The sequence below is a fragment of the Streptomyces sp. NPDC001157 genome (assembly GCF_053598255.1).
This window is the reverse complement of record NZ_JBSFJW010000027.1, coordinates 112,540-138,518: the sequence shown is the minus strand read 5'-3', so window position 1 is coordinate 138,518 and position 25,979 is coordinate 112,540. Positions and strand designations below refer to the sequence as shown.

Genomic DNA, 25,979 nt, shown 5'->3' with positions numbered 1-25,979 from the left:
TCCTTCGGCGACGGGCTGATCGTGGGACCGGCGACCGGTAAGACGCTCTGAGCCGGGCCCGGGGAGCTTCCCCCCCGCCGCCCCCACCCTCAGCGCCGCCCCACCCGCCGCAACCGATGCCGCACGGCCCGCTGAGCCACCGGCCCCAGCTCCTCCAAGGCCGCCACCACGCCCCCCAGTTGCTCCAGCGCGTCCAGGGCCGCAGAAGCCCCCACCGCATCCACCCCCTCGTACAACTCGATCCCCACGAACGCCGCCGCCACAGCCCGAGCCAGCCCCACCGGATCCGCGAACTCCCCCAGCGGCGTCTCCGCCAGCACCCTCACCAGCACCTTCTCGATCTCCACGATCCACAGATCGAGCCCCGCCGCAGTCGCCGGCCCCAGCGTCGCGTGGGTCTGCGCCCCTGCCAACAGCTGCCCGAGCAGCGCGACATGCCCCCCGACGCGCTCCGCCTCATGCATCTCCCGCCCCACGGCGAGCAGTTCGGACAGCGATGTCACCGCGTCGAACCGTTCGCGATACCGCGCCACCGACTGCTCGGCCCCGTACCGGCAGGCCGCCGCCAGCAGTTCGTCCACCGAGCCGAAGTGGTAGAAGACCAGCGCCTGGTTCACCCCCGCCGCCGTCGCGATCGTACGGGCCGACACCTTCGCGATCCCCTGTTCGGTGAGCGTCCTGAGCGCCCCTTCGAGGAGTTTGGCCTTGGTCTCCTGGGACTTCGCCGTCTCGGGACTCATGCGCGCCGCTCCTCGCGCACCGGCCGCAGCCCGGGCCGCACACCACAGGCACGGACATCCGTGTACGTCGCCTCGAAGGACCCGTCGTAGCCGAAGAGCGGCCCGAAGTACTCGTTCACCACCCGGACCCGGATCCGGAACCGCCCGGTCACGTCGTCGAACGACTCCCGCACCTCGGCGCTCGCCCCGATCAGCTCCGGCACCCGCACGTCCACCGCCCCTTCCCGGAACCGGTGTTCGCCGGACCGGATCAGCAGCGACCCATCGGGCTCGGCACGGAAGTACAGGTCGCTGGCGAGGTGCTGGTGGGTCCCGAGGTAGTCCAGGATGCGGTCCCCGCGCGGGCTCAGCACCATCTGGGCGTCGAAGCGCCGGGAACGTCCGGGCAGGTCGAAGGTGCGCACGAACGTCACCGTCTCACGCCCGAAGGTGTCGATGTACGGCACATTCTCGATCACGAAGGGAACCTGACGGCCCGGCCTCGGGACGAGGATGTTGCGCGTGGTGCCGAGTGCGAGAAAGGGCTTCACGAAGGATCCGCCGTGCCAGACGCGGTCCATCACGCCGCGGCCGGTGCACGCCTCCCCGCTCGCCAGGCCGACGGAGAAGCGGCGCTGCAGCTGGGGGTGGAGGCGATCGAAGTCCGCGCCCATGACCGTGCGGAAGATCGAGTTCGTCGGGTTCGTGGACTTCGTCGTCATCGGTGGGCCTCCAGCGTGCGCAGAAGTCGGGGCGCACGCACGCGCGTGGGCGGAGTACGCAGGCAGCGGCGGGCGGCCGGGGTGGTGGACAACGGCGGTGCGAAGAGGGCCAGCGACAGGGCGACCACCGCCAGCAAGGGCATGGCGTAGAAGAACAGCGGGGCGAACGGCCCGGTCAGCCGCAGCAGGCTGCCATAACCGAAGCCAGTGCCGGCCAGGGCGATCACCAGGGCCCGCACCATCAGCTCGACGAGCCAGTTCGCCCGCGCCCGCTCCGGCGTGATCCCGCGCTCCAGCCACAGCCGGAGCCGGTCGAAGGACCAGGCCGTCGCCCAGCCCATCAGCGGACGGAACAGGATCCGGTCGGCGAGTGCGCCGAAGCCGCCCCAGCGGGGCCGGTAGTCGTAGCCGGTGAGGAAGCGGACTCCGTCGCCGTCGGGGATGTAACGCCAGTACCCGCTGCCCTCGGCGAGCAGCGAGAGGGGGTGCGGCGAGGCGAAACGGAGGGCGGACGTCCGGGTCCCGTCCGGGCGCTCTCGCTCGCCCGCCGAGACTCCGGTGCCGGCGACCGCGAGGAAGGGCAGCACCCGCGTGGCGTACCGGAAGCGCTGCGGTTCGCCCTCCGCGCGCGGGAGGTATTCGATCTCGGTGAAGCGGAGGTCCCAGCGCTGGTGCTGGGACGGCTCCTGCGTACGTGACCACAGTTCGTCGAGGTCGGCGCGGATGCGTGCCTCTATGTAGAGCCCCGAGCGGCCCATGCGAATCCCCCAGGTCAGGCTACTGTTTGAGCGACTGCTCAAACTACTTGACCGTGAACCTACACCGTCTTGAGCGATCGCTCAAACATGCGGCACAAGAAAACCCCGGACCTCGCGGGCCCGGGGTTCTCCATGCCGAAGAGGGTTACTCGGCGAGATACCGCTCCACCGTCTCCACCTTGGCGGTGAGACCGTCGGTCACTCCGGGGCGGATGTCCGCCTTGAGGACCAGGGACACGCGCGGCGCCCGCTGCTCGACGGCGGCGACGGCGCGCTTGACGACGTCCATCACTTCGTCCCATTCGCCCTCGACGCTCGTGAACATCGCGTCGGTGCGGTTGGGCAGGCCGGACTCGCGTACGACACGGACGGCGTCGGCGACATACTCGCCCACCTCGTCACCGACACCCAGCGGCGTGACGGAGAAGGCGACGATCATGCGTTCACGATCCCTTCCTTTTCCTTGCGCGCGCGAGCCGCGATGACCTCGTCTTCGGCAGCGCGACGCAGCGTGCGCTCGATGATGAAGCCACCGCCCGGGATGATCGAGTAGGCGAAGTAGAGGGCGGCCTTGCCCTTGTTCCACTTGGCACGGTTCCAGGCATCGGCCCAGAAGAGCACGTAGATGATGAACAGCACGCCGTGGATCGGGCCGAGCACGCGGGCGACGTCGACGTCGGGGCTGATCGTGTACTTGATGACCGTGCAGGTGAAGAGAATGATCCAGGACACGCCCTCCGGCACGGAGATCAGTCGGAGGCGGCGGATGGCGGAGGCTGTCTTGAGGTCCACGGATCACCTTCGGGAGTTGCGACGACGGTCTGCCGGTTTGTGAACGCACGCACAAGCGTCCACCCATTGTGGCAAACGGTCCCCCTAAGGGTGCGGTCAGGGTGCTTCTCCACCTACGGGCCCTGTGCGCTGCACCCGCCCGGCGGCTACCTTTCGCAGCGTGGCGATGTTCCGACTTCAAGGAAGCAAGGTGCTCGCCGTCGACATGACCGGGGACGCCGTGAAGGCCAAGAACGGCTCGATGGTCGCGTACGACGGGCAGATGGCCTTCAAGAAGATGAGCGGCGGCGGTGAGGGCATCCGGGGCATGGTGACCCGGCGGCTCACCGGTGAGCAGATGACCGTGATGGAGGTGAAGGGGCACGGGACGTGCTGGTTCGCGGACCGGGCCTCCGAGATCAATCTCGTGAGTCTCCAGGGGGACAAGCTGTATGTGGAGTCGAGCAATCTGCTCGCGACCGACGCCGGCCTGAGGACCGGCACGACCTTCACCGGACTGCGCGGCGCCTCGCAGGGCAACGGGCTGTTCACGACCACCGTCGAGGGCCACGGCCAGGCGGCGATCATGTCGGACGGCCCGGCGGTGGTGCTGCGGGTGAGCGCGCAGTACCCGCTGACGGTCGACCCCGGCGCCTACATCGCGCACCAGGGGAACCTGCGGCAGTCCTTCCAGTCCGGTGTGACGTTCCGCACGTTCTTCGGCGAGGGCGGCGGCGAGGCCTTCCAGATCCGGTTCGAGGGGGACGGGCTGGTGTACGTACAGCCGAGCGAGCGGAACACGATCGCGGGGGATGTGTGACATGCCCTTCCGTGAGATCAACTCCAAGATGGTCGAGGCGACGGTGCTGCCCGGCCAGCGGCTGTTCAGTCAGCGCGGCGCGATGCTCGCCTACAAGGGCGAGGTGTCCTTCACGCCCAACATCCAGGGCGGCCAGGGCGGGATCATGTCGATGATCGGCCGCCGGGTGGCGAACGAGGCCACGCCGCTGATGTCCGTCGAGGGCAGCGGCACGGTCCTGTTCGGGCACGGTGGCCATCACGTCCACGTCATCAACCTCACCGGCGACACCCTCTATGTGGAGGCTGACCGTCTGCTGGCCTTCGAGGGCACGCTCCAGCAGGGCACGATGTTCATGGGCTCGCAGGGCGGCGTCATGGGCATGGTCCGCGGCCAGGTCACCGGCCAGGGGCTGTTCACGACCACCCTCAAGGGCCACGGCTCGGTGGCCGTGATGGCCCACGGCGGCGTCTTCGAGATCCCGATCACCCCCCAGCGGCCCGTCCACGTCGACCCGCAGGCCTACGTCGCCCACCACGGCGACGTACGCAACAAGTTGTCCACGGCGCTGGGCTGGCGCGACATGGTGGGCCGCGGCTCCGGCGAGGCCTTCCAGTTGGAGCTCAGCGGCAACGGCGCGGTGTATGTCCAGGCCTCGGAGGAGAAGCTGTGAGCGCGTACGGGACTCCGGGCGGCCCGACGGTCTTCGACCCGATGACGCTGCCGGTGGACGACAACGTCAACAAGTACACCTTCTGTGTGGAGCTCAAGGGGAGCCAGTGGTTCCTGCAGAAGGGGAAGATGATCGCCTACTACGGCTCGATGGAGTTCAACGGCATCGGGCACGGCCGGCTCGACCGCCTTGTCCGTACGTCCTTTCATTCGCCACTGCACGCGAGCGACTGGGTCGTGGCGGAGGGCTCGGGCAAGATGCTCCTCGCCGACCGGGCCTTCGACGTGAACTCGTACGACCTGGACGACGGCAATCTGACCATTCGCTCCGGCAACTTGCTCGCTTTTCAGCCAAGTCTCGCGCTCAAGCAATCAATCGTGCCGGGTTTTCTGACCCTCATCGGAACCGGAAAGTTCGTGGCCGCATCTAACGGTCCGGTGGTGTTCATGGAACCGCCGATCCGGGTGGACCCGCAGGCGCTCGTCGGCTGGGCCGACTGCCCGTCTCCGTGCCATCACTACGACCACGGTTACCTGACGGGCGTAATGGGCGGTCTACGTGCGATGACGGGCCTCGGCGGGGCCTCCGGAGAGGAGCACCAGTTCGAGTTCGTCGGGGCCGGTACGGTCCTGCTCCAGTCCTCGGAAACCCTCATGGCCGAGCAGGCCACGGGGGCGGTTCCGCCGGAGCCCGGCGTGCCCGGTGGCGGCGGGGCTCACACAGGCCCTTCACCGCAAGCCGGCTCACCGCGCCTTCCCGGACAGCTGGGAGACCTCCAGCGTCGCTTCGGGCTGTGAGCGGTAGTCTGCGGAGTGTGACGTCGAACGTGTGCGCGCCGACACCACACCACCCTCACTAGTTCGCCTTTCAACATTTTAGGTAGACTTCATTCATGGAGACCGAGACGGCCACGCGCTGGCTGACCGATGCGGAGCAGTGCGCCTGGCGCACCCACCTGGAGGTCAACAGGCTGTTGACGTACCAGCTCGAGAGGGACCTGCAGCCGTTCGGCCTGACTATGAACGACTACGAGATCCTGGTGAACCTCTCCGAGTCGGAGGACGTACGGATGCGGATGAGCGACCTCGCGTCCGCCACCCTCCAGTCCAAGAGCCGCCTCTCCCACCAGATCACCCGGATGGAGAACGCGAACCTGGTCCGCCGTGAGAACTGCGAGTCCGACCGCCGCGGGCTCTACGCGGTCCTCACGGAGCACGGCATGGAGACGATGAAGAAGGTCGCCCCGCACCATGTGGCGTCCGTGCGCAGGCACTTCATCGACCTGCTGTCCCCCGAGACCATGGCGGAACTCGACAAGGCCCTGAAGCCCATCGCGGAGCACCTGCGCGGGCAGCGGGGACGTCCCTAGCGCTTCCTGGCGCTTCGAGCGCGCAAAACGGCAGGCGGAGCCCGAACCGGGCCCCGCCTGCCGGTGCGAGCCGTACGAACCGCGCGAAGCCCCGGTCACGGTAGCCGTGGGGCAGGGCCTTTCCCGGCATCGGCGACGGCCACTGCCGTGCGCTCGCGTTGCCGAGGGGATTGGCGCGCATTCGCCCCGGCTGTCCCTGCGATCCGGCCACTTTTGCGGCCCCGGCCGCGCCGTGCCGTCGCGAGGGCCGTCAGCAGGGCTGCCGCGCCGGCCGTCGTGAAGCACAGGGCGGTCGACATCCCGCCCACCAGGAGCCCCGCCACGGCCGCGCCTGCCGTACTGCCCGCGTTCACCCCCGTATTGACCCAGGCGCCGGCCCGGACCCGTGCCTCCGGGGCCGCCACGTCGTCGGCGATCAGATAGGCGGTGGTCAGCGTCGGCGAGACGAACAACCCCGCGGCCGCCAGCGCGACGGCGAGCGTGCCGAGCCCCGGCGCGAACCCGGCGCCGAGCAACGCCACCCCCAGGCCCGCCGCCGTCAGGGACATCCGCACCGGGGCCGGGACACGCCACTGGACAGCCCCGTTGACCAGACCCCCGACGGCACTCCCTGCCGAGAGCGCAGCCAGCGTCCAGGCCACGGCGCCGTCCCCGTGGTGCCGCTGCTCGGCGAAGGCCACCACCACGAGATCGACCACCCCCAGCGTCAGCCCGACACCGCCGGCAGCGACAACGGGCCGCAGAATCCCGCGCAGCACACCCCGCCGCCCCGCCCCGCGCCGCAGCCGAACCCGGCGCGGCACACTCCGCCCCGTACCCGCCTCGACGGGCCCCGCCGCCCCGACGGCCGGTGACGTGATGAACCCGGCCGTGCCCGCCACGATCAGCGCCGTTCCGAAGACGATCCCGGCCGTCGGCGGGGCGAAGCCGACGAGGATGCCGACCAGGAGTGGTCCCGAGACGAAGAGCAGTTCCTCGGCGACGCCGTCGAGACTGTAGGCACGCTGCAACAGGGGGCGGTCCGGGGCGAGCCGGGCCCATACGGCGCGCATGGTCGGGCCGAGAGGCGGAGTGCAGGCGCCCGCCGTGGCGGTCACGGCGCCCAGGACGAGCGGCGAGACGGCACCGGGGCGCCGGACGAGCAGCGTGAGCAGCCCGAGCAGGGCCGCGTACGCCGTGACCATCGGGACGAGCGTGCGGCGCGGCCCGTGCCGGTCGATCAGGGCGGCCCGGGCGGGCGACAGGAAGACGCTGGTGGCGCCGAACAGCGCCATGACGGTGCCCGCCACCGCGTACGACCCGGAGGCGCGGGTCACGGAGAGCATCACCGACAACGGGACGATCCCGTACGACAGCCTGCCGAGCAGGGCGGCGGCGAAAGTGCGGCGGGCATGCGGAATGCGGAGGACGGCGGCATACGACGGCCGTCCGGCTGGCATGGAAGACACGGGAGTTCCTCGACTCAAGGCGGAAAAGGGGACGCCTGATCGCCGCGTCGGCCGAGCGGTCGACCGGTTTCGTCGGTCGACTGCCGCTCGCCGTACGCGGGCCTGGGCGTGCCCTATGCCAAGAGGAGGTACATGTCGGGGAAGGTATCAGCGGGGCCGGGGAGTCGACCACGCAATAACGCGCCTCAGCCCTGCGTCAGCCCGGCCACCAGTTCGTCCGCCGCACGGTAGGGGTCCAGGTCCCCCGCCACGATCCGTTCCGCCAGTGCGCTCAGCCGGCGGTCGCCGTGCAGGTCGCCGATGCGTTCCCGCAGTGCCGTCACGGCGATGGTCTCGACCTCGCGGGAGGCGCGGGCGCGTCGGCGCTCCGCCAGGACGCCGTGCTCGTCCATCCACGCACGGTGCTTCTCCAGGGCCTCGACCACCTCGTCGATGCCCTCCGCACGCGCCGCGACCGTCTTGACGATCGGCGGGCGCCAGTCTCCCGGGCCGCGGGACTCGCCCAGGCCCAGCATGTGGTTGAGCTCGCGGGCGGTGGCGTCGGCGCCGTCGCGGTCGGCCTTGTTGACGACGTAGACGTCACCGATCTCGAGGATTCCGGCCTTCGCCGCCTGGATGCCGTCGCCCATGCCGGGGGCCAGCAGCACCACGGAGGTGTCGGCCTGGGAGGCGATCTCGACCTCCGACTGGCCGACGCCGACCGTCTCGACCAGGATCACGTCGCAGCCCGCCGCGTCCAGCACGCGGATCGCCTGCGGGGCGGCCCAGGCGAGCCCGCCCAGGTGGCCTCGGGTCGCCATCGAGCGGATGTACACGCCGGGGTCGGAGGCGTGCTCCGACATCCGCACGCGGTCACCGAGCAGGGCACCGCCGGAGAACGGGGACGACGGGTCGACGGCCAGGACGCCGACCCGTCTGCCCTGCTTGCGGTACGCCGTGACGAGCGCGGACGTGGAGGTCGACTTGCCGACACCCGGCGATCCGGTCAGGCCGACCACGTACGCATTGCCCGTCAGCGGAGCGAGCGTCTCCATGACCTCCCTCAGCTGCGGGGACGCCCCCTCCACCAGGGAGATCAGCCGGGCCACGGCCCGCGGCCGGCCTTCCCTCGCCTGGGCGACGAGTGTGGAGACGTCCTGCATCACAGCTCCGTTCAGAGATCGACGTACGAAGGAGAACTCAGGCCTTGGGTACCCGCACGATCAGTGCGTCACCCTGACCGCCGCCACCGCACAGCGCGGCCGCACCCACGCCGCCGCCCCGGCGCTTGAGCTCCAGCGCCAGATGCAGGACGAGCCGGGCGCCGGACATGCCGATGGGGTGGCCCAGGGCGATCGCGCCGCCGTTGACATTCACCTTTTCCGCTGAAACTCCGAGGTCCTTCATTGACTGGACGGCCACGGCGGCGAAGGCCTCGTTGATCTCGATCAGGTCCAGGTCCTCGACCCCCAGGCCCTCCTTCTTCAGGGCGTGCAGGATCGCGTTGGACGGCTGCGACTGGAGCGAGTTGTCCGGGCCCGCCACATTGCCGTGGGCGCCGATCTCGGCGATCCAGTCCAGGCCCAGCTCCTGCGCCTTGGCCTTGCTCATCACGACCACGGCCGCCGCACCGTCCGAGATCTGCGAGGAGGAACCGGCCGTGATCGTGCCGTCCCTGGTGAACGCCGGGCGCAGCTTGCCCAGGGACTCCGCGGTCGTGTCGCCGCGGATGCCCTCGTCCTTGCTGAACAGGACCGGGTCGCCCTTGCGCTGCGGGATCTCCACGGGGGTGATCTCGGCCTCGAAGATGCCGTTCTTCTGGGCGGCGGCCGCGCGCTGGTGGGACTGGGCGGCGATCTCGTCCTGCTCGGGGCGCTGGATGCCCAGGCGGGTGTTGTGCTTCTCCGTCGACTCGCCCATGGCGATGTTCTCGAAGGCGTCGGTCAGGCCGTCGTACGCCATGGCGTCGAGCATCTCGATGGCGCCGTACTTGAAGCCCTCGCGGGACTTCGGCAGCAGGTGGGGCGCGTTGGTCATGGACTCCTGGCCGCCCGCGACGATCACGTCGAACTCGCCGGCGCGGATCAGCTGGTCGGCGAGCGCGATGGCGTCGAGGCCGGACAGACACACCTTGTTGACGGTCAGTGCCGGGACGTTCATCGGGATGCCCGCCTTGACGGCGGCCTGGCGTGCCGGGATCTGCCCCGCCCCGGCCTGCAGCACCTGACCCATGATCACGTACTGCACCTGGTCGCCGCCGATCCCCGCACGGTCGAGGGCGGCCTTGATCGCGAAGCCGCCGAGGTCGGCTCCGGAGAAGGACTTGAGCGAGCCCAGCAAGCGTCCCATGGGCGTACGCGCCCCCGCGACGATCACCGAGGTGGTGCTGTTCGATCCAGACATGAGCTGCGATCCCCTTCCGGCTGCACTGCCGAGGAGTGAACGAGGGTTTACTTCGAATGTACTGAGTGGCACTCCGTGCCGTCACCCGGCAGTCGGTGTGATCGCTGGCACGTTGCGTAACCATTCCAGGAGCGCTGCACTAACACCATGCTGACGCGAATCGACCACATCGGAATCGCCTGTTTCGATCTCGACAAGACCGTCGAGTTCTACCGGGCCACATACGGCTTCGAGGTGTTCCACTCCGAGGTCAACGAGGAGCAGGGCGTCCGCGAGGCCATGCTCAAGATCAACGACACGTCCGACGGCGGGGCCTCCTACCTGCAGCTTCTGGAGCCGACGCGGCCGGACTCGACCGTCGCCAAGTGGCTCGACAAGAACGGCGAGGGTGTCCACCACATCGCTTTCGGTACGGCGGATGTGGACGCCGACGCGGCCGACATCAAGGAAAAGGGCGTACGCGTTCTGTACGAAGAGCCCCGGCGCGGCTCCATGGGGTCACGAATCACGTTCCTGCACCCGAAGGACTGCCACGGCGTTCTGACAGAACTGGTCACTTCCGCGCCTGTTGAGTCACCTGAGCACTGACCCCCGTACATATGGGCCGGTAGGGTTGGGGGCGGTCGCCACTATTTGGGGGGTGACCGCACGCCGGGGTCCGGGTTTCGGGGGGCGAGCGTCGGGGCAGCAGCCCATGCTCCGCCGTTGATCTGACACCATTCCCCGGGGGCCCCGTTCGGCGGATGGACGGAGCTCGTTTGGCCAGACTTGCGACCAGGGGACGGATGGGACCGCGCAGTGCGGGGCTACGAACGCCAGGAGCGAGAGCCGGCGGCTGACGTCGACCACCTCTCTCGGTTCGAGGCCGAGATGGAGCGGCTGAAGACCGAGCGGGAAAAGGCGATCCAGCACGCCGAGGACCTCGGCTACCAGGTCGAGGTGCTGCGCGCCAAGCTGCACGAGGCGCGCCGCACCATCATGTCCCGGCCCTCCTTCGACGGCGGTGACATCGGCTACCAGGCCGAGCAGCTGCTGCGGAACGCCCAGATCCAGGCCGACCAGCTGCGACTGGACGCCGAGCGCGAGCTCAGCCAGGCCCGTGCGCAGACCCAGCGCATCCTCCAGGAGCACGCGGAGCAGGCCGCCCGGCTCCAGGCCGAGCTGCACCAGGAGGCGGTCACCCGCCGCCAGCAGCTGGACCAGGAGCTGGCCGAGCGCCGGCAGACCGTCGAGTCGCACGTCAACGAGAACGTGGCCTGGGCGGAGCAGCTGCGCGCCCGTACCGAGTCCCAGGCGCGCCGGCTGCTCGACGAGTCCCGCGCCGAGGCCGAGCAGGCCCTGGCCGCCGCCCGTGCGGAGGCCGAGCGGGTCGCGAGCGAGGCCAGGCAGCGGCTGCAGAGCGAGGCCGAGGAGGCCCGCGCGGAGGCGGACCAGCTGCTGCGCCGGGCGCGTGCGGACGCCGAGCGGCTGCTGAACGCCGCGTCCACCCAGGCCCAGGAGGCCACCGACCACGCCGAGCAGCTGCGCAGCTCCTCCGCCACCGAGTCGGACTCCGCCCGCCGCCAGGCGCAGGAGCTGAGCCGGGCCGCCGAGCAGCGCATGGCGGAGGCCGAGGAGGCGCTGCGCAAGGCGCAGGCCGAGGCCGACAAGCTGGTCACCGAGGCCACGGCGGCGGCCGAGAAGGCCCTCGCCAGCGCCGAGTCGACGAACGAGCAGCGCACCCGTACGGCGAAGGAGCAGGTCGCCCGGCTGGTCGAGGAGGCCACCAAGGAGGCCGAGGCCACCAAGTCGGACGCCGAGCAGGTCGTCGCGGACGCCCGCTCCGAGGCCGAGCGGATCGTCGCCGAGGCCTCCGAGAAGGCCCGCACGATCACGGCCGAGGAGAGCGCGACCCAGCTGTCCAAGGCGGCCAAGACGGCCGAGGACGTCCTCAACAGGGCGCAGGAGGACGCGAAGAACACCACCAAGGCCGCCGCCGAGGAGGCCGAGCGGATCCGCTCCGAGGCCGAGGCGGAGGCGGACCGGCTGCGCGCCGAGGCGCACGACATCTCCGAGCAGCTCAAGGGCGCGGCCAAGGACGACACCAAGGAGTACCGCGCCAAGACGGTCGAGCTGCAGGAGGAGGCGCGCCGGCTGCGCGGTGAGGCCGAGCAGCTGCGTGCCGACGCGGTCGCCGAGGGCGAGAAGATCCGCGCGGAGGCCCGCAAGGAGGCCGTCCAGCAGATCGAGGAGGCGGCCAAGACCGCCGAGGAGCTGCTGGCGAAGTCCCGGCAGGACGCGGACGAGCTGCGCCAGAAGGCCACCGCGGACAGCGAGAAGGTCCGTACGGAGGCCATCGAGCGGGCGACCACGCTGCGCCGACAGGCCGAGGAGACCCTCCAGCGCACCCGTCAGGAGGCGGAGCGGCACCGCGAGGAGGTCGTCGAGCAGTCCGAGAGCATCAAGGCCGAGGCCGAGCGGGCCGCGCGGGAGCTCCAGGAGGAGACCGAGCGGGCCATGGAGGCCCGCCGGGCGGAGGCCGCCGAGGAGCTGACGCGGCTGCACACGGAGGCCGAGGAGCGCCTCGCCGCCGCAGAGCAGGCGCTGACCGAGGCCCGCGAGGAGGCGTCGCGGATCCGCCGCGAGGCAGCCGAGGAGAGCGAGCGGCTGCGCGCCGAGGCCGCCGAGCGGATCCGCACCCTGCAGGCGCAGGCCGAGGCGGAGGCCGACCGGCTGCGCGACGAGGCCGCGTCGGACGCGTCCGCCTCCCGGGCCGAGGGCGAGGCCATCGCGGTACGACTGCGGTCCGAGGCGGCCGCGGAGGCGGAGCGGCTGAAGTCGGAGGCGCAGGAGAGCGCCGACCGGGTGCGGGCGGAGGCGCTGGCCGCCGCCGAGCGGCTCGGCACCGAGGCGTCCGAGACGCTGGCCGCCGCGCAGGAGGAGGCCAACCGGCGCCGTCGCGAGGCCGAGGAGACCCTCGGCGCCGCGCGCGCCGAGGCCGACCAGGAGCGCGAGCGGGCGCGCGAGCAGAGCGAGGAGCTGCTGGCCTCGGCGCGCAAGCGCGTGGAGGAGGCGCAGGCCGAGGCCGTGCGGCTGGTCGAGGAAGCCGACCGGCGCGCGAACGAGATGGTGTCGGGCGCCGAGCAACACGCCCAGCAGGTACGGGACTCGGTGGCCGGGCTGCACGAGCAGGCCCAGGAGGAGATCACCGGGCTGCGCAGCGCCGCCGAGCACGCGGCGGACCGTACCCGGCGCGAGGCGCAGGAGGAGGCGGACCGGGTCCGCTCCGACGCCTACGCCGAGCGGGAGCGGGCCAGCGAGGACGCGGGCCGCATCCGCCGCGAGGCGAACGAGGAGACCGACGCCGCCAAGGCGCTTGCCGAGCGCACGGTCGCGGAGGCGATCGCGGAGTCGGAGCGGCTGCGTTCGGACGCGGCCGAGTACGCGCAGCGGGTGCGTACGGAGGCGTCGGACGCGATCGCCGAGGCCGACCAGGCGGCGGCGCGCACCCGGGCGGACGCCCGCGAGGACGCCAACCGCATCCGTTCGGACGCGGCGACGCAGGCGGACGCCCTCATCACCGAGGCGCGCAGCGAGGCCGAGCGGCTCACCACCGAGACGGTCCGGGACACCGACCAACTGCGCACCGAGACGGTCGCGGAGGCCGAGCGGGTGCGGGCCGAGGCGGTCGCCAAGGCCGAGAAGCTCATCGCGGACGCCACCGGGGACGCGGAGCGACTGCGCGCCGAGGCCGCCGACACGGTCGGGGCCGCGCAGCAGCACGCCGAGCGGATCCGCAGCGAGTCGGAGCGGGTCAAGGCGGAGGCGGCGGCGGAGGCCGAGCGGCTGGTCAACGCCGCGCGCGAGGAGGCCGAGCGGACCCTCGACGAGGCTCGCAGGGACGCGAACAAGCGGCGCCAGGACGTGGCCGAGCAGGTCGACACCCTCATCACGGAGACCACGGCCGAGGCCGACAAGCTGCTCTCGGAGGCGCAGCAGCAGGCCCACAAGACCACCGCCGAGGCGGAGGCGCAGGCAGACGCCATGGTGGGCGCGGCCCGCAAGGAGGCCGACCGGCTGGTGTCGGAGGCGACGGTCGAGGGCAACTCGCGGGTGGAGAAGGCCCGTACGGACGCGGACGAACTGCTCGTCGGCGCCCGCCGGGACGCCACCCAGATCCGGGAGCGCGCCGAGGAGCTGCGCGAACGCATCACCGGTGAGATCGAGGCACTGCACGAGCGGGCCCGCCGCGAGTCCGCGGAGACGATGAAGTCGGCGGGCGACCGCTGCGACGCGCTCATCAAGGCCGCCGAGGAGCAGTTGGCCAAGGCGCAGGCGAAGGCGAAGGAGCTGGTCTCAGAGGCCAACTCCGAGGCGGGCAAGGTCCGTATCGCCGCCGTGAAGAAGGCCGAGGGGCTCCTGAAGGAGGCCGAGCAGAAGAAGTCGGCGCTCGTGAAGGAGGCCGAGGAGCTCAAGGCCGAGGCGATCCGCGAGGCCAGGCGCACCGTCGAGGAGGGCAAGCGCGAGCTGGAGATCCTGGTGCGCCGGCGCGAGGACATCAACGCCGAGATCTCCCGTGTCCAGGACGTCCTGGAGGCGTTGGAGTCTTTTGAGGCCCCGGGTGCGGGCAAGGACGGCGGCGTCAAGGCGGGCGCCACGGTCGGCGCCCCTCGTTCGGGTAAGCCGTCGGACAGCTGATCGACAGGGTCAAGCGCGGCGCCGTCTGGGGCCTTTGACCAATTTTTTGGCAAGTGGTCCGAGGGTTAGCCACCCAAAAGGGGTCTCATTCTCCAGATCAAACACGTATCCGCTCGATGACACACCGCTTCGGCCCCTAGGATTCCCCCTATCACCTCACCGGTCTCATTTGACAGGAACCCCATGAGCGACACTTCCCCCTACGGCTTCGAGCTTGTGCGGCGTGGGTACGACCGCGCTCAGGTGGACGAACGAATCTCCAAGCTCGTCTCCGACCGTGACAGCGCTCTCGCCCGCATCACCGCTCTGGAAAAGCGCATCGAGGAGCTCCACCTCGAGACGCAGAACGCCCAGGCACAGGTAACCGACGCAGAGCCGTCGTACGCCGGTCTCGGCGCGCGTGTCGAGAAGATCCTCCGCCTCGCCGAGGAAGAGGCCAAGGATCTGCGCGAGGAGGCCCGTCGCGCGGCCGAGCAGCACCGCGAACTTGCGGAGTCGGCGGCCCAGCAGGTGCGCAACGACGCAGAATCGTTCGCTGCGGAGCGCAAGGCCAAGGCGGAGGACGAGGGCGTCCGGATCGTCGAGAAGGCCAAGAGTGACGCCTCGCAGCTGCGTTCCGAGGCGCAGAAGGACGCGCAGTCGAAGCGCGAGGAGGCCGACGCCCTCTTCGAGGAGACCCGCGCCAAGGCCGCGCAGGCCGCCGCCGACTTCGAGACGAACCTCGCCAAGCGCCGCGAGCAGTCCGAGCGCGACCTGGCGTCCCGTCAGGCCAAGGCCGAGAAGCGCCTCGCGGAGATCGAGCACCGCGCGGAGCAGCTCCGCCTGGAGGCCGAGAAGCTGCGCACCGACGCCGAGCGCCGCGCCCGCCAGACGGTGGAGACCGCGCAGCGCCAGGCCGAGGACATCGTGGCCGACGCGAACGCCAAGGCCGACCGGATCCGTTCGGAATCCGAGCGCGAGCTGGCCGCCCTCACCAACCGCCGCGACAGCATCAACGCCCAGCTGACGAACGTCCGCGAGATGCTCGCGACGCTCACGGGCGCCGCGGTGGCCGCCGCCGGTTCGCCGGCCGAGGACGAGCCGATCTCCCGTGGGGTTCCGGCCCAGCAGACCCGGTAACACCGCCTGACACGGCAACGGCAAGGGCCCGCACCCTCTCCCCCGAACGGTGCGGGCCTTTGTCATGCCTCACGAGCGTTCGAGTGGCAGCCCCCGAACCCCGGTCTTAGCGTGACTTCATGATCGAGCTCGAGGGCCTGACCAAGCGCTACGGCGAGAAACTGGCGGTCAACAACCTCACCTTCACCGTCAGACCCGGCATGGTGACCGGGTTCCTCGGGCCGAACGGGGCGGGCAAGTCGACGACGATGCGGATGCTGCTGGGGCTCGACCGGCCCACCGCGGGGGACGTCCGGATCGACGGCAGGCACTACGACCGCCTCAGAGACCCGCTGAGGTACATCGGCGCCCTGCTGGACGCCAAGGCCATGCACGGCGGCCGCAGCGCCTTCAACCATCTGCTCTGTCTCGCTCAGAGCAACGGCATCCCGAAGCGGCGGGTGGCCGAGGTCCTCGACACGGTGGGCCTCACGGCGGTCGCGAGGAAGAAGGCCAAGGGGTTCTCGCTGGGCATGGGGCAGCGCCTCGGGATCGCGGGTGCGCTGCTCGGCGACCCACGGATCCTGATGTTCGACGAGCCGGTCAACGGCCTCGACCCCGAGGGCATCCACTGGATCCGCAATCTGATGAAGTCCCTGGCCGCCCAGGGGCGGACCGTCTTCGTCTCCTCCCACCTGATGAGCGAGATGGCGCTGACCGCCGACCATCTCGTCGTCATCGGACAGGGGCGGCTGCTCGCCGACACCTCCATGGCCGACTTCATCGAACGGAACTCCCGCTCGTACATCCGCGTCCGCTCCCCGCAGCGCGAGCGGCTTCTCGACGTGCTGCACGAGGCCGGAGTCACCGTCATCGAGTCCGGCAGCGGGGCGCTGGAGGTGGACGGCGGCAAGGCCGAGCAGATCGGCGAACTGGCCGCACAGCACCAGATCGTGCTGCACGAGCTGAGTCCCCAGCAGGCCTCCCTGGAGGAGGCGTTCATGCAGCTGACCGCTGGGGCGGTGGAGTACCACGCGCACGCCGAAACACCCTCGGAGGGGCGCTTCGAGACGCCGTTCGACACACCCCCGCAGCCGCAGCACTGGGGCGAGGACTGGAGGAGGAGATGAGCATGGCGTCGATGCAGGTCGTACGGTCCGAGTGGACCAAGATCCGGTCGGTGGCGTCCACAGTGTGGACGCTCTCCCTCGCCGTCGTCGTCACCGTCGCCCTCGGCATGCTGATCTCGGCGCTGTCCCGGCACGAGTTCGACAAGATGAGCCGACAGGACCGGCTGACCTTCGACCCGACCTTCATCAGTTTCGCGGGCATGAGCCTCGGCCAGCTCGCGATGATCGTGTTCGGCGTGCTCGTCGTCTCGAACGAGTACAGCACCGGCATGATCCGCACCTCGCTGGCCGCCGTACCGCAGCGCGGCACCTTCCTGTTCAGCAAGATCGCCGTGGCGACCGGCCTCGCACTCGTCGTCGCCATGGCGACCAGCTTCGTCGCCTTCTTCCTCGGGCAGGCGATGCTCGGCACGCACCGCGCCTCGATCGGCGACCCGCACGTGCTGCGCGCCGTGATCGGGGGCGGTGTCTACATGACCCTCATCGCGGTGTTCTCGATGGGCGTCGCCGCGATGCTGCGCTCGCCGATGCTGTCGCTGGGTGTCCTGATGCCGTTCTTCTTCCTGATCTCCAACATCCTGGGCAATGTCGACGCGACGAAGAAGATCGGCCGGTTCCTGCCGGACCAGGCCGGCAGCAAGATCATGCAGGTGGTCCCGCGGATCGACGACAGCACCCCGTACGGGCCCTGGGGCGGTCTCGGGATCATGGTGCTGTGGGTGATCGCGGCCCTCACGGGCGGCTATGTGCTGCTGAAGAAGCGGGACGCCTAGCCCTCCGCGGGGGACACCGTTCCGCAGGGAAGCGGAGTCACACTGCTTTACTTTCATTTGAGCGGAACCGTCAGCTCCTCGATATCCTCCTAACCCTTACGGGGGCGTGTGCCCCGCTGTCCTGAACCTTTCGATGGGTGCGGAGCATGATCGAGGCTGTAGGCCTGACCAAGCGCTACGGCGACAAGACCGCCGTGTACAACCTTTCCTTCCAGGTGCGGCCGGGTGCCGTCACCGGCTTCCTCGGGCCGAACGGCTCCGGCAAGTCGACGACGATGCGCATGATCCTCGGCCTGGACAACCCCACAGCGGGGCAGGTGACGATCGGCGGCTACCCGTACCCGAAGCTGCCCAACGCCCCCCGCCAGGTGGGCGCCCTGCTCGACGCCAAGGCCGTGCACGGCGGCCGGTCGGCCCGCAGCCATCTGCTGTGCCTGGCCCAGCTGTCCGGGATCCCGGCCCGCCGGGTCGACGAGGTACTGGGTGTGGTCGGGCTCCAGGAGGTGGCCAGAAAGCGCTCCAAGGGCTTCTCCCTCGGCATGGGACAGCGGCTCGGCATCGCCGCCGCGCTGCTCGGCGACCCCCAGGTGCTGCTCTTCGACGAGCCGGTCAACGGCCTCGACCCCGAGGGCATCCTCTGGGTGCGCAACCTCATGAAGGCGCTCGCGGCGGAGGGCCGTACGGTCTTCGTCTCCTCCCATCTGATGAGCGAGATGGCGCTGACCGCGGACCACCTCATCGTGATCGGACGCGGACAGCTGCTGGCCGACATGAGCGTCAAGGACTTCATCTCGGCGAACTCCGCCGACTTCGCGCGCGTGCGTACGCCGGACACCGAGCCGCAGCTGCGCGAGAAGCTGACGGCCGCGCTCACCGAGGCGGGCGGGCACGTGCTGCCCGAGCAGGACGGCGCCCTGAGGATCACGGGACTGGCGCTGCCCCGCATCAGCGACATCGCGCACGACGCCGACGTACGCCTGTGGGAGCTGTCGCCGCACCAGGCCTCGCTGGAGGAGGCGTACATGCGGATGACACAGGGGGCCGTCGACTACCGCTCGACCACCGACCAGAAGGCGGGGCTGCAGCAGCCGCTGCCTCCCGGTGTGCAGCCGCCGATGCCGGTGCCCGGGCAGGGCCAGCCCGACTGGTACGCCCCGCCGTCGCCCCAGGAGGGCGGGCAGCCGTTCGCCATGCCACAGGGACAGCCGGGCCCGTACGGCGCCGGGCAGCCCCCGGCGGGCCCGTACGGCGCTCCGGGCGCCCCCGGCGCGGGCCTGCCCAACCCGTACGCCCAGCCGGCGCCCGCGGCGCCCCAGGCTCCGGCCGCGCCGCCCCAGCCCCCCGCCTCCGCCGCCCCCGCCGACCTGACCAAGCCCGAGGACGCCCGATGAGCACCCCGCAGCCCCCGATGCCGCAGGCCGCCGCACCCGACTGGCAGGCGGCGGCGCCCGGTTCGCCGTACCCCACCTACACCTCGCCGATCCCGGTCACGCGCACCCACCTCGGGCACGCGATCTCCTCGGAGTGGACGAAGATCAGATCGGTGCGCTCCACGATGTGGACGCTCGGCGTGTTCCTGCTGCTCGTCGTCGGCATCGGGCTGCTGGTCGCCGCGCTGGTCACCGCCAACCAGGGGGAGGAGAGCCTGAAGGGCCAGAACCCGTTGTCCTTCGGCGTGTTCGGGCTGCTCCTCGGCAGCATGTGCATCATCACGCTCGGCGTGCTGACCACCGCCTCGGAGTACGGCACCGGCATGATCCGGACCACGATGACCGCATGCCCGTCCCGCACGCGCGTGCTGGCGGCGAAGGCGATCGTGTTCTTCGCGGTGGCTTTCACCGTCACGTTCGCCTCGGTGCTCCTCGTGGCCGTCGTGGACGTCGCCATGCTGAAGGGCGCCAAGGACCCATCCGGCGGTGAGTGGTTGAAGGGCACCTTCGGCATCTCGCTCTACATCGCGCTGCTCGGGCTGCTCTCGCTTCTCGTCGGCTCGATCATCCGGCACTCGGCGGGGGCCATCACCATCATGATCGGCCTGGTGCTGGCACCGCTGGTGATCGCCCTGTTCATGTTCTCGTCGGCCCTGGAGAAGGTGCGCCAGGCCTTGTTCGACTACTCGATCCCGAACCAGCTCGGCGCGTTCTACTCCAACTCCCTGAGCGACACCGGCCCCACCGGCTGGGACCCGGTGTGGATCGTCCTGGGCGTGACGGCCGTCGCGTTCGCCGGCGCGGTTGCGCTGCTGCAGAGCCGCGACGTCTAGAGCAGGTTCAGAACTTCGGCGCGTTACGGGACCGCTGCACCCGCGTGGTGCGGCGGTCCTTCGCGTTCCAGCACGCCTTGTGCCAGTGTCGGCGCTCGTCGACGCCCGAGTGCTCGGGCCAGGCCACCACGTGCGGGACGCCGGAGGGGATCATCTGGTCGCAGCCGGGGCAGCGGTACGTCTTGCCCTGCGCGCTCGCGCCCGCCACGTGCCGCACGCTCCACTCCTCCCCCTGCCAGCTCTCGGTGGACTGCCAGCCGCCGTATCGGCCGGGCCGGTCGTCCTCACCGCTCCGGCCGGACGAGCCCGACGGGTCGGCACCCTTGGGTCGGTTGCGACGCGGGGACACGGGACACCTCACGGGGCTATACAGGAAGCACGGGTCGTGTCCAGCCTACGGGGCGTGGACGGGGGTACGCGTAGAGCACCGGCCGGCCCCCGTCCCCGCCGCGACCTCCCATTCTGCAGACAATCCGCAAATCTCTTCGCCAGGCCGTGTCCTCGGCACGTGTCAGACGGTTATGCGGGTGGGGGAGCTCCGCGTCGGAGCCAAGGAAGCAGGAAGAGCAATGCGCGTAGGAAGTTTCGTGTTGTCGGCCCAGTTCCCGGGGCAGGGCCACGGGGAGGCGCTGCACCGCGCGGTCCGCTCGGCCGAGGTCGCCGAGGAAGCGGGTCTCGACTCGGTCTGGCTGGCCGAGCACCACTTCGTGCCGTACGGGACCTGCCCGTCGGCGATCACCCTGGCGGCGTTACTCCTCGGCCGGACCCGCAGGCTCCGGATCGGCACGGCGGTCACCGTACTGCCCACCGCCCATCCGGTGGCGGTCGGCGAGCAGGCCGCGCTGCTGCACATCACCTCAGGCGGGCGCTTCTCGCTGGGCGTGGGGCGCGGCGGGCCCTGGGTCGACCTGGAGGTGTTCGGCTCGGGCATCGAGGCGTACGAGGAGGGCTTCCCCGAATCACTCGATCTGCTGCTGCGCTGGCTGCGCGAGCCGTCGGTCGGGGTCAGGGGGGAGCGCTTCGGTTTCCGTGAAGTGCCCGTCGTACCAAGGCCGTCGGAGTCCCTGTCGGAGGTGGCGGGCCCCGAGGTCGTCGTCGCGTGCACCTCTCCGTCGAGTGTGCGGCAGGCCGCGGAGCGCGGACTGCCGATGCTGCTGGGCATGCATGTGGGTGACGAGGAGAAGGCCGAGATGGTCGCCCTGTGGCGGCAGCTCGCGCGCGCCGCAGGGCACCCCGCGGGGACCGTCCTGGGCGCCGGCCATGTCTCGGCCGGCGTGTGCCAGATCGCCGACCGGCGTACGGACGCGGTGGAGGCGCTGACGAAGGCGATGCCGGGCTGGCTGAAGCAGGGACTGGAGGCACATGTCACGGTGGACGGCCGGACCCGGCAGATGCGCGACCCGCTGGCCTACACCGAACTGCTCTGCGGACTGCACCCCGTGGGCACCCCACGCCTGTGCGCCGACCGGCTCGCCGCCACCAGCGAGCGGACCGGCATCTCCCGCTTCGCCCTGCTCGTGGAGGGCTCGGGAGACCTGGCGGCCACCGAGGAGAACGTACGGCGGCTGGGCGCCGAGGTGCTTCCGCACCTCGGTTGAACGGGCCTGCAGGAGCTTGCCGCCCCAGTACTGAATGCACCTCCCGCGTACGGAGCGGCAAGCAAGCGGCTTGCTCCTCAGCAGTCCCGGAACTCCGGGGACTGGTTGAGTAGCTGGCTGCGGACCGAGGTGAAGCGGGCCAGCGTCTCGTCGACCGAGGCGTCCAACGGGAACACCGCCACCCGGTGGCAGTTCTGGAAGGCCAGCCGGACACCGAAGTGCCTTTGCAGCGCGCCGCGTATCGCGTCACTCGCGAGCGCACGCAGCAGCTGTCCGCGTGCCTGCTCGTCCGGCGGGGGCGTCTGGTTGTCGGCGAAGTTGCCACCGTCGACCTTCAGCTGGGCCACCAGGGAGCTGATCATCTCCCATGCGTAAGGCAGGGAGGTCCGGACGCAGTCGACGAATTCTGCTTCGTCGACCTCGCCTCGCTCGGCCTTCTCGAGTAGGGCCGGTGAGACGTCGAGCGACATGGGTTCTCCTCTCGCACCCCCGTGGTCGACAGGGGTTGCCGGACAGATGAGGGAGTTCGCGATACCGAACACGCTGAGTACTCGTCTCGCGACCTCCCGTTTCTACGGTAAGCAACGGACGGTGACGGCACCAGGAAAATGCGTACATGGAGAACCCTCTTTGGGCACACAATCAGCCACGAATGAACAGGGGTTGTCTCGGGTCTTCCGGGGCGAATCGCGTCGACCGACATCCGTCGAGTAGCGTTGCCGACCATGCGTCTCGTCATTGCCCGATGCTCCGTGGACTACGCGGGCCGGCTCACCGCCCATCTCCCTTCGGCGCCCCGCCTGATCCTGGTGAAGGCCGACGGCAGCGTCTCCATCCACGCGGACGACCGCGCCTACAAGCCCCTGAACTGGATGTCCCCGCCCTGCACCCTGAAGGAAGGCGCGGGCGACGACGAGGGCGTCTGGACCGTCATCAACAAGGCGGGCGAGAAGCTCATCATCACGATGGAGGAGATCCTCCACGATTCCTCGCACGAACTGGGCGTGGATCCCGGCCTGATCAAGGACGGCGTGGAAGCACACCTTCAGGAGCTCCTCGCGGACCGCATCGAGACGCTCGGCGACGGCTATACGCTCATCCGCCGCGAGTACATGACGGCCATCGGCCCCGTCGACATCCTGTGCCGGGACGCCGAGGGGCAGACCGTCGCGGTCGAGATCAAGCGGCGCGGCGAGATCGACGGCGTGGAGCAGCTCACCCGCTACCTCGACCTGCTGAACCGCGATCCCCATCTCGCCCCGGTCCGCGGCATCTTCGCGGCCCAGGAGATCAAGCCGCAGGCCCGCGTCCTCGCCACGGACCGCGGAATCGGCTGCGCGGTGCTGGACTATGACGCCCTCAGGGGCATCGAGGACGACAAGCTGCGGTTGTTCTGAGCGGCTCGGGCGCGCCCGAAGAGGCGCGGGGCCGCACATCGATGTGCGGCTCCGCGGCGATGGGGGTCCCCCGCTCCAGCGAATTCGAGAGTGGGGGAGCGACCAGCCACGACGGGCCGGCAGACGATCGACGGCCAATCGCGGCCCTGCGGCCAAGCCGCCCATGAGCACAGCCCGCGGGGCGCTCAGCGTCCGTCGCTACGACGAAGAGGGCCGGGTCCGTAGAGACGGACCAGGCCCTCTTGCGTGCCCGAGGCGTCACATCACCGCGGTGGAGGTGCTGCTCGCCGGGGCGCTGGCCGAACCGCTGGTCGTGGCCGGGGCGCTGGAGGACGCGGGAGCACTGGACGCCGGGCCGCTGGCCGAGTTGGACGTCGTCGGGGACGACGGCGCGGTCGACGTGGGCGGCGGGGACGAGGTCGGCGGCGCCGACGAAGTAGGCGGCTGCGAGGTGGTCGGCGGAGACGTCGTCGGCGGCTTCGTCGTCGACGGGCTGGTCGGCGGCTTCGTCGTCGACGGCTTGGACGGCGAGCTCGACGAGCCGCCGCCCGTGCCCTTCGTGCCGCTCGGGTTGTCCGACGGCTGCGTCGTCTCTGACGGCGGCGTCGGATCGTCCGAGGTGCCGTACGTTCCGTCGGGGCCCGGGTCCGTGGGACGGCTCGTCGCCGTGCCGGTGTCGCTCTTCGGCTTGTCCGCGCCCAGGCTGCCGTCGTCGGTGCCCTGGCTTGCGGACGGGTTGACGCCGACGTTGTCGGACGGGTTGTTGGCGTCGTTGTTGGAGGTCGCGCCGAGTGTCACGACCGTGCCGAGCACGGCGGCGAGCAGGGCGCCCGCGCCGGCCGCGACGAGGTTGCGCCGGGCGAGGCCGCGGATGCCGCCGCGGTGGGTCTTGGACGGCGGGCCGGACATGGCCCGGTTGACGACGATGGTCGAGGTGTCGCCGGACGACGGCGGCGGGCTCGCCGGGAACGCGGCCGGTACTCCGCCGGGCGGCGACTGGGACTCCTCGTAGCGCGCGTCCGGGACCTCCTCCCCCGCCGTGGAGCCGAGGCCCGGCGTGGTGCCGGAGCGGTCGGAGACCAGGGCGAGGGCGCGGCGGCCCGCGACGGTGCCGCGCTTGTCGGCGAGTGCGCCGCGCAGCCCGATGGAGGACTCCAGCTCGGCGCGGGCCCGGTCGAGCTGTCCGCCGCAGAGCGCGAGGATGCCCAGCTCGTGCTGGAAGTAGGCCTGTTCGGACACCTCGCCGGCGAGTCGGGACGCCTCGGAACCGGACCGCAGCGCCCGCTCCCAGGCGCTCCAGTGCAGACCGGCGGCGAACGCGGGCGCCGCCGTGCGGGCCAGCTGAACGGTGACGCTCTCCTCGCCCTCGGCCGGGGCGGTCGTGCCCGGCACCAGGACGCCGAGCGCGGCGAGCAGGGCGTCGGCCTCGGCGCACACCCGCTCCGGGGTCACCGAGGGGTGTCCCGCCCACCAGGCGTAGTGCTGGGCGGCGGTGAGGGCCTGCGCCTCGACGTCGTCGCCGTATCCGGCGGCCTCGAGCTGGGCGAGGACCCCGGCGGCGAGCCGGTAGCGGGAGCCGACCGTGGAGACGAGTCCGCAGGAGGCCAGTTCACCGAGGGCGGCGTCCGCATGGGTGTCGCCGACCAGCGCCGGCAGATGCGCCTGGTGCGGCACCTCGCCGCCGAGGGCGACGGCGAACCGCAGTGTGGCGCGGGCCGAGGCGCTGAGCCGGGAGGCCAGCAGCGGCGCGGGGGCGGCGGCCTCGCCGAGCGAGGGCAGCGGTACCTCGTCGCCGTCCTCGGCGTCGACGGAAGCGTCTGCGGGGATCGCGTCCTCGAACACACCGAAGGCCTCGACGGCGCCGGTCCCGGCGCGCTGCTGGTCGCGCTGGCGCAGCAGGGCGCCGGCCTGGACGAAGCGCAGCGGCAGGCCCTCGGACTCGAACCAGAGGTCGCCGGCCCAGTTGGACTCCTCCTCGGTCAGCACCCGGCCGACGGCGCGCTCGATGAGCTCCACGCCGCCCGCACGGTCGAGACCGCCGAGGAAGACCTCCTCGATGGTGGAGTCGGCGGAGGGCGCGGGCACCTCGGGGGTCGCGCCGATCACGAAGGCGCACTCGGGCGTCGCGTCCAGCAGCTCGTCGAGCCCGGCGCCGCCGAACTCGATGTCGTCCAGGACGACGACCGCGCCGATCTCCCGGACCAGTTCGAGCAGTTCGTCCTGTTCCGGGCGGTGCAGGGGTGCGTTGTAGACGGCGTAGAAGAGGTCGTGGAGCAGGTCGCTCGCCGTGCGGTGGAAGCCGCTGAGGCGGACGACGCCGTCGGGGGCCAGGTCCGCGCAGTCCTCGGCGACCAGGTCGAGGAGGGCGGTGCGGCCGGAGCCCGCGGGGCCGGTGAGACGCACGGAACGACCCCGGGCCAGCAACCGGACCAGGCGCTCGCGCTCCTCCTGGCGTTCCAGGAGATGCAGCGAGGGCCGGGCCGGTCCCGGCGGGACGGGCGGCTTGGCCGCGCGGTTCACCTCGGCGCGCTCGGCCGCCGTGAACTTCACGGGCCGCCCTGGGCGCTCGCCCGGCGGGCAGACCTCTATCTCGCTGCCGTCGACGGGGTTGACGGTGAGCAGGTAGTCGCCCGTGACGAGCTGCACCGTGCGTGCGAGCGCGGGCGAGTGCTGTCCGAAGTCCGTGGTGAGGGAGTCCCTGGGCGGGCGCTGGCGCGGCGTGCCGCCGTCGCCGTCATGGCCGTACTCCTCGGGTCCCCGGTTGTTCGGGTCCATAGGTTCAAGCCCCCCAAAAGCGTCGTGTGTGCCTTAGAGCCCCTCCCGGCCTTGCTGCACACCGCGCTGTCGCTTCTGGTCCGGACCCGCTTGCAGGGATGTCAGGCAGCGGGCGACCGAACCCTAAACCTTCGCTCAGTATCTACGACAGTCCGGAGTACCGCGCCGTGCGAGACGTCACAGTCTCGTGAGGATCACACTGAAGGGTCACACCCGGGGCAGTGACTCCACCCCGATGCCGCCCTCGATCGCCAGGATCCGGTGCAGCCGGGTGGCCACCAGCAGGCGCTGCATCTGCGGCGGAACGTCGCGCAGCACCAGGCGCCGGCCGCAGCGGCCGGCCCGCCGGTGGACGCCCATGATCACCCCGAGTCCGGTGGCGTCCCAGGAGTCCAGTTCGGACAGGTCCAGCACCAGGTCGCCGACTCCGTCGTCGACGGCCGAGTGCAGGACCGTACGGGCGTCCGCCGCGCTGCGGACGTCGAGGCGGCCCCCGACGACCAGCTCGGCGTGGTCGCCCCTGATGTACATATGCGCTCCCCGAGAGTGCGGTGACGTACTCCGTGACGGTGGCTGTGCAACGTCTGACTGCTTCAGCGGCGACGAGGTTGCCGTCTGTAAGCGAAC

General features: G+C 70.8%; 25 protein-coding genes. 13 read left to right on the top strand and 12 right to left on the bottom strand.

What is annotated here, in order from left to right; all coding sequences use genetic code 11:
• Positions 1 to 89: 89 nt before the first annotated feature.
• The 5 genes from ACWDAG_RS34900 to ACWDAG_RS34880 all read right to left on the bottom strand — a co-directional run bounded on the left by ACWDAG_RS34900 (position 90) and on the right by ACWDAG_RS34880 (position 2,991).
• A complete protein-coding gene (locus tag ACWDAG_RS34900; RefSeq protein WP_450699552.1) occupies positions 90 to 740 on the bottom strand; it encodes a TetR/AcrR family transcriptional regulator in 651 nt (216 codons plus the stop codon).
• Entirely contained in the window at positions 737 to 1,441 is a 705-nt protein-coding gene (locus ACWDAG_RS34895; RefSeq protein ID WP_450699551.1) for a DUF4166 domain-containing protein, read from the bottom strand. The genes ACWDAG_RS34900 and ACWDAG_RS34895 overlap by 4 nt, the downstream gene beginning before the upstream one ends.
• Positions 1,438 to 2,199 (bottom strand): hypothetical protein, encoded by a 762-nt coding sequence (locus ACWDAG_RS34890; RefSeq protein WP_450699550.1) that lies wholly within the window; start codon positions 2,197 to 2,199, stop codon positions 1,438 to 1,440. Before ACWDAG_RS34890 ends, ACWDAG_RS34895 begins: the two co-directional genes overlap by 4 nt.
• A gap of 145 nt (positions 2,200 to 2,344) precedes the next feature.
• The gene (locus tag ACWDAG_RS34885; protein WP_450699549.1) at positions 2,345 to 2,638 is read right to left on the bottom strand and encodes an MTH1187 family thiamine-binding protein; all 294 of its coding nucleotides are present in this window, start codon (positions 2,636 to 2,638) and stop codon (positions 2,345 to 2,347) included.
• On the bottom strand, positions 2,635 to 2,991 hold the full coding sequence (locus tag ACWDAG_RS34880) for a DUF3817 domain-containing protein (RefSeq protein ID WP_450699548.1): 357 nt from the start codon (positions 2,989 to 2,991) through the stop codon (positions 2,635 to 2,637). Before ACWDAG_RS34880 ends, ACWDAG_RS34885 begins: the two co-directional genes overlap by 4 nt.
• A gap of 166 nt (positions 2,992 to 3,157) precedes the next feature.
• Here ACWDAG_RS34880 and ACWDAG_RS34875 point away from each other — a divergent pair, with 166 nt between their 5' ends.
• From ACWDAG_RS34875 to ACWDAG_RS34860, 4 genes are all read left to right on the top strand, one after another.
• The gene (locus ACWDAG_RS34875; RefSeq protein WP_030950024.1) at positions 3,158 to 3,790 is read left to right on the top strand and encodes an AIM24 family protein; all 633 of its coding nucleotides are present in this window, start codon (positions 3,158 to 3,160) and stop codon (positions 3,788 to 3,790) included.
• A gap of 1 nt (position 3,791) precedes the next feature.
• Positions 3,792 to 4,442 (top strand): AIM24 family protein, encoded by a 651-nt coding sequence (locus ACWDAG_RS34870; protein WP_450699547.1) that lies wholly within the window; start codon positions 3,792 to 3,794, stop codon positions 4,440 to 4,442.
• Positions 4,439 to 5,239, top strand: coding sequence for an AIM24 family protein (locus tag ACWDAG_RS34865; RefSeq protein WP_450699546.1), 801 nt, complete (start codon positions 4,439 to 4,441; stop codon positions 5,237 to 5,239). The genes ACWDAG_RS34870 and ACWDAG_RS34865 overlap by 4 nt, the downstream gene beginning before the upstream one ends.
• 95 nt (positions 5,240 to 5,334) lie before the next feature.
• Positions 5,335 to 5,811 (top strand): MarR family winged helix-turn-helix transcriptional regulator, encoded by a 477-nt coding sequence (locus tag ACWDAG_RS34860; RefSeq protein ID WP_450699545.1) that lies wholly within the window; start codon positions 5,335 to 5,337, stop codon positions 5,809 to 5,811.
• A 95-nt stretch (positions 5,812 to 5,906) separates the two neighbouring features.
• On the opposite strand, the gene ACWDAG_RS34855 is transcribed toward ACWDAG_RS34860, so the two are convergent.
• From ACWDAG_RS34855 to ACWDAG_RS34845, 3 genes are all read right to left on the bottom strand, one after another.
• Entirely contained in the window at positions 5,907 to 7,250 is a 1,344-nt protein-coding gene (locus ACWDAG_RS34855) for an MFS transporter (protein ID WP_450699556.1), read from the bottom strand.
• Between the two features lie 194 nt (positions 7,251 to 7,444).
• Positions 7,445 to 8,401, bottom strand: coding sequence for a methylmalonyl Co-A mutase-associated GTPase MeaB (gene meaB / locus ACWDAG_RS34850; protein WP_450699544.1), 957 nt, complete (start codon positions 8,399 to 8,401; stop codon positions 7,445 to 7,447).
• 37 nt (positions 8,402 to 8,438) lie between these two features.
• The gene (locus tag ACWDAG_RS34845; protein WP_450699543.1) at positions 8,439 to 9,641 is read right to left on the bottom strand and encodes an acetyl-CoA C-acetyltransferase; all 1,203 of its coding nucleotides are present in this window, start codon (positions 9,639 to 9,641) and stop codon (positions 8,439 to 8,441) included.
• Between the two features lie 147 nt (positions 9,642 to 9,788).
• Here ACWDAG_RS34845 and mce point away from each other — a divergent pair, with 147 nt between their 5' ends.
• The 7 genes from mce to ACWDAG_RS34810 all read left to right on the top strand — a co-directional run bounded on the left by mce (position 9,789) and on the right by ACWDAG_RS34810 (position 19,582).
• On the top strand, positions 9,789 to 10,229 hold the full coding sequence (gene mce / locus ACWDAG_RS34840) for a methylmalonyl-CoA epimerase (protein ID WP_099931336.1): 441 nt from the start codon (positions 9,789 to 9,791) through the stop codon (positions 10,227 to 10,229).
• A 210-nt stretch (positions 10,230 to 10,439) separates the two neighbouring features.
• A complete protein-coding gene (gene scy / locus ACWDAG_RS34835; RefSeq protein WP_450699542.1) occupies positions 10,440 to 14,318 on the top strand; it encodes a polarized growth protein Scy in 3,879 nt (1,292 codons plus the stop codon).
• A gap of 183 nt (positions 14,319 to 14,501) precedes the next feature.
• Positions 14,502 to 15,437 carry a coiled-coil domain-containing protein gene (locus ACWDAG_RS34830; protein ID WP_030950047.1) on the top strand — a complete coding sequence of 312 codons (936 nt, stop codon included), beginning with the start codon at positions 14,502 to 14,504 and terminating at the stop codon, positions 15,435 to 15,437.
• Between the two features lie 119 nt (positions 15,438 to 15,556).
• Positions 15,557 to 16,546: an ABC transporter ATP-binding protein gene (locus tag ACWDAG_RS34825; protein WP_450699541.1), complete on the top strand. Its 990-nt coding sequence runs from the start codon at positions 15,557 to 15,559 to the stop codon at positions 16,544 to 16,546.
• Between the two features lie 2 nt (positions 16,547 to 16,548).
• Positions 16,549 to 17,319 carry an ABC transporter permease gene (locus ACWDAG_RS34820; protein ID WP_450699540.1) on the top strand — a complete coding sequence of 257 codons (771 nt, stop codon included), beginning with the start codon at positions 16,549 to 16,551 and terminating at the stop codon, positions 17,317 to 17,319.
• Positions 17,320 to 17,465: 146 nt separating this feature from the next.
• Positions 17,466 to 18,710, top strand: coding sequence for an ATP-binding cassette domain-containing protein (locus ACWDAG_RS34815; RefSeq protein WP_450699539.1), 1,245 nt, complete (start codon positions 17,466 to 17,468; stop codon positions 18,708 to 18,710).
• Positions 18,707 to 19,582 (top strand): ABC transporter permease, encoded by an 876-nt coding sequence (locus ACWDAG_RS34810; protein WP_450699538.1) that lies wholly within the window; start codon positions 18,707 to 18,709, stop codon positions 19,580 to 19,582. The genes ACWDAG_RS34815 and ACWDAG_RS34810 overlap by 4 nt, the downstream gene beginning before the upstream one ends.
• A 7-nt stretch (positions 19,583 to 19,589) precedes the next feature.
• Here ACWDAG_RS34810 and ACWDAG_RS34805 read toward each other — a convergent pair whose 3' ends face one another.
• Positions 19,590 to 19,931 carry an ATP/GTP-binding protein gene (locus ACWDAG_RS34805; RefSeq protein WP_115905851.1) on the bottom strand — a complete coding sequence of 114 codons (342 nt, stop codon included), beginning with the start codon at positions 19,929 to 19,931 and terminating at the stop codon, positions 19,590 to 19,592.
• Positions 19,932 to 20,151: 220 nt separating this feature from the next.
• Here ACWDAG_RS34805 and ACWDAG_RS34800 point away from each other — a divergent pair, with 220 nt between their 5' ends.
• A complete protein-coding gene (locus tag ACWDAG_RS34800) occupies positions 20,152 to 21,180 on the top strand; it encodes an LLM class flavin-dependent oxidoreductase (protein ID WP_450699537.1) in 1,029 nt (342 codons plus the stop codon).
• Positions 21,181 to 21,257: 77 nt separating this feature from the next.
• On the opposite strand, the gene ACWDAG_RS34795 is transcribed toward ACWDAG_RS34800, so the two are convergent.
• Positions 21,258 to 21,650, bottom strand: coding sequence for an SCO5389 family protein (locus tag ACWDAG_RS34795; RefSeq protein ID WP_232652334.1), 393 nt, complete (start codon positions 21,648 to 21,650; stop codon positions 21,258 to 21,260).
• Positions 21,651 to 21,905: 255 nt separating this feature from the next.
• Here ACWDAG_RS34795 and nucS point away from each other — a divergent pair, with 255 nt between their 5' ends.
• A complete protein-coding gene (gene nucS, locus ACWDAG_RS34790; RefSeq protein WP_450699536.1) occupies positions 21,906 to 22,577 on the top strand; it encodes an endonuclease NucS in 672 nt (223 codons plus the stop codon).
• 258 nt (positions 22,578 to 22,835) lie between these two features.
• On the opposite strand, the gene ACWDAG_RS34785 is transcribed toward nucS, so the two are convergent.
• Positions 22,836 to 25,352, bottom strand: a complete 2,517-nt coding sequence (locus tag ACWDAG_RS34785) for an ATP-binding protein (protein WP_450699535.1) — start codon at positions 25,350 to 25,352, stop codon at positions 22,836 to 22,838.
• A 207-nt stretch (positions 25,353 to 25,559) separates the two neighbouring features.
• A complete protein-coding gene (locus ACWDAG_RS34780) occupies positions 25,560 to 25,883 on the bottom strand; it encodes an STAS domain-containing protein (protein WP_030928603.1) in 324 nt (107 codons plus the stop codon).
• Positions 25,884 to 25,979: the final 96 nt, after the last annotated feature.

Excerpts from the sequence above, each read along its gene's own strand:
- ACWDAG_RS34900 (WP_450699552.1), bottom strand. The coding sequence starts at position 740 with ATGAGTCCCGAGACGGCGAAGTCCCAGGAGACCAAGGCCAAACTCCTC.
- ACWDAG_RS34895 (WP_450699551.1), bottom strand. The coding sequence starts at position 1,441 with ATGACGACGAAGTCCACGAACCCGACGAACTCGATCTTCCGCACGGTC.
- ACWDAG_RS34890 (WP_450699550.1), bottom strand. The coding sequence starts at position 2,199 with ATGGGCCGCTCGGGGCTCTACATAGAGGCACGCATCCGCGCCGACCTC.
- ACWDAG_RS34885 (WP_450699549.1), bottom strand. The coding sequence starts at position 2,638 with ATGATCGTCGCCTTCTCCGTCACGCCGCTGGGTGTCGGTGACGAGGTG.
- ACWDAG_RS34875 (WP_030950024.1), top strand. The coding sequence starts at position 3,158 with ATGTTCCGACTTCAAGGAAGCAAGGTGCTCGCCGTCGACATGACCGGG.
- ACWDAG_RS34870 (WP_450699547.1), top strand. The coding sequence starts at position 3,792 with ATGCCCTTCCGTGAGATCAACTCCAAGATGGTCGAGGCGACGGTGCTG.
- ACWDAG_RS34860 (WP_450699545.1), top strand. The coding sequence starts at position 5,335 with ATGGAGACCGAGACGGCCACGCGCTGGCTGACCGATGCGGAGCAGTGC.
- ACWDAG_RS34855 (WP_450699556.1), bottom strand. The coding sequence starts at position 7,250 with ATGCCAGCCGGACGGCCGTCGTATGCCGCCGTCCTCCGCATTCCGCAT.
- meaB (WP_450699544.1), bottom strand. The coding sequence starts at position 8,401 with ATGCAGGACGTCTCCACACTCGTCGCCCAGGCGAGGGAAGGCCGGCCG.
- ACWDAG_RS34845 (WP_450699543.1), bottom strand. The coding sequence starts at position 9,641 with ATGTCTGGATCGAACAGCACCACCTCGGTGATCGTCGCGGGGGCGCGT.
- mce (WP_099931336.1), top strand. The coding sequence starts at position 9,789 with ATGCTGACGCGAATCGACCACATCGGAATCGCCTGTTTCGATCTCGAC.
- ACWDAG_RS34830 (WP_030950047.1), top strand. The coding sequence starts at position 14,502 with ATGAGCGACACTTCCCCCTACGGCTTCGAGCTTGTGCGGCGTGGGTAC.
- ACWDAG_RS34825 (WP_450699541.1), top strand. The coding sequence starts at position 15,557 with ATGATCGAGCTCGAGGGCCTGACCAAGCGCTACGGCGAGAAACTGGCG.
- ACWDAG_RS34820 (WP_450699540.1), top strand. The coding sequence starts at position 16,549 with ATGGCGTCGATGCAGGTCGTACGGTCCGAGTGGACCAAGATCCGGTCG.
- ACWDAG_RS34815 (WP_450699539.1), top strand. The coding sequence starts at position 17,466 with ATGATCGAGGCTGTAGGCCTGACCAAGCGCTACGGCGACAAGACCGCC.
- ACWDAG_RS34810 (WP_450699538.1), top strand. The coding sequence starts at position 18,707 with ATGAGCACCCCGCAGCCCCCGATGCCGCAGGCCGCCGCACCCGACTGG.
- ACWDAG_RS34800 (WP_450699537.1), top strand. The coding sequence starts at position 20,152 with ATGCGCGTAGGAAGTTTCGTGTTGTCGGCCCAGTTCCCGGGGCAGGGC.
- ACWDAG_RS34795 (WP_232652334.1), bottom strand. The coding sequence starts at position 21,650 with ATGTCGCTCGACGTCTCACCGGCCCTACTCGAGAAGGCCGAGCGAGGC.
- nucS (WP_450699536.1), top strand. The coding sequence starts at position 21,906 with ATGCGTCTCGTCATTGCCCGATGCTCCGTGGACTACGCGGGCCGGCTC.
- ACWDAG_RS34785 (WP_450699535.1), bottom strand. The coding sequence starts at position 25,352 with ATGGACCCGAACAACCGGGGACCCGAGGAGTACGGCCATGACGGCGAC.
- ACWDAG_RS34780 (WP_030928603.1), bottom strand. The coding sequence starts at position 25,883 with ATGTACATCAGGGGCGACCACGCCGAGCTGGTCGTCGGGGGCCGCCTC.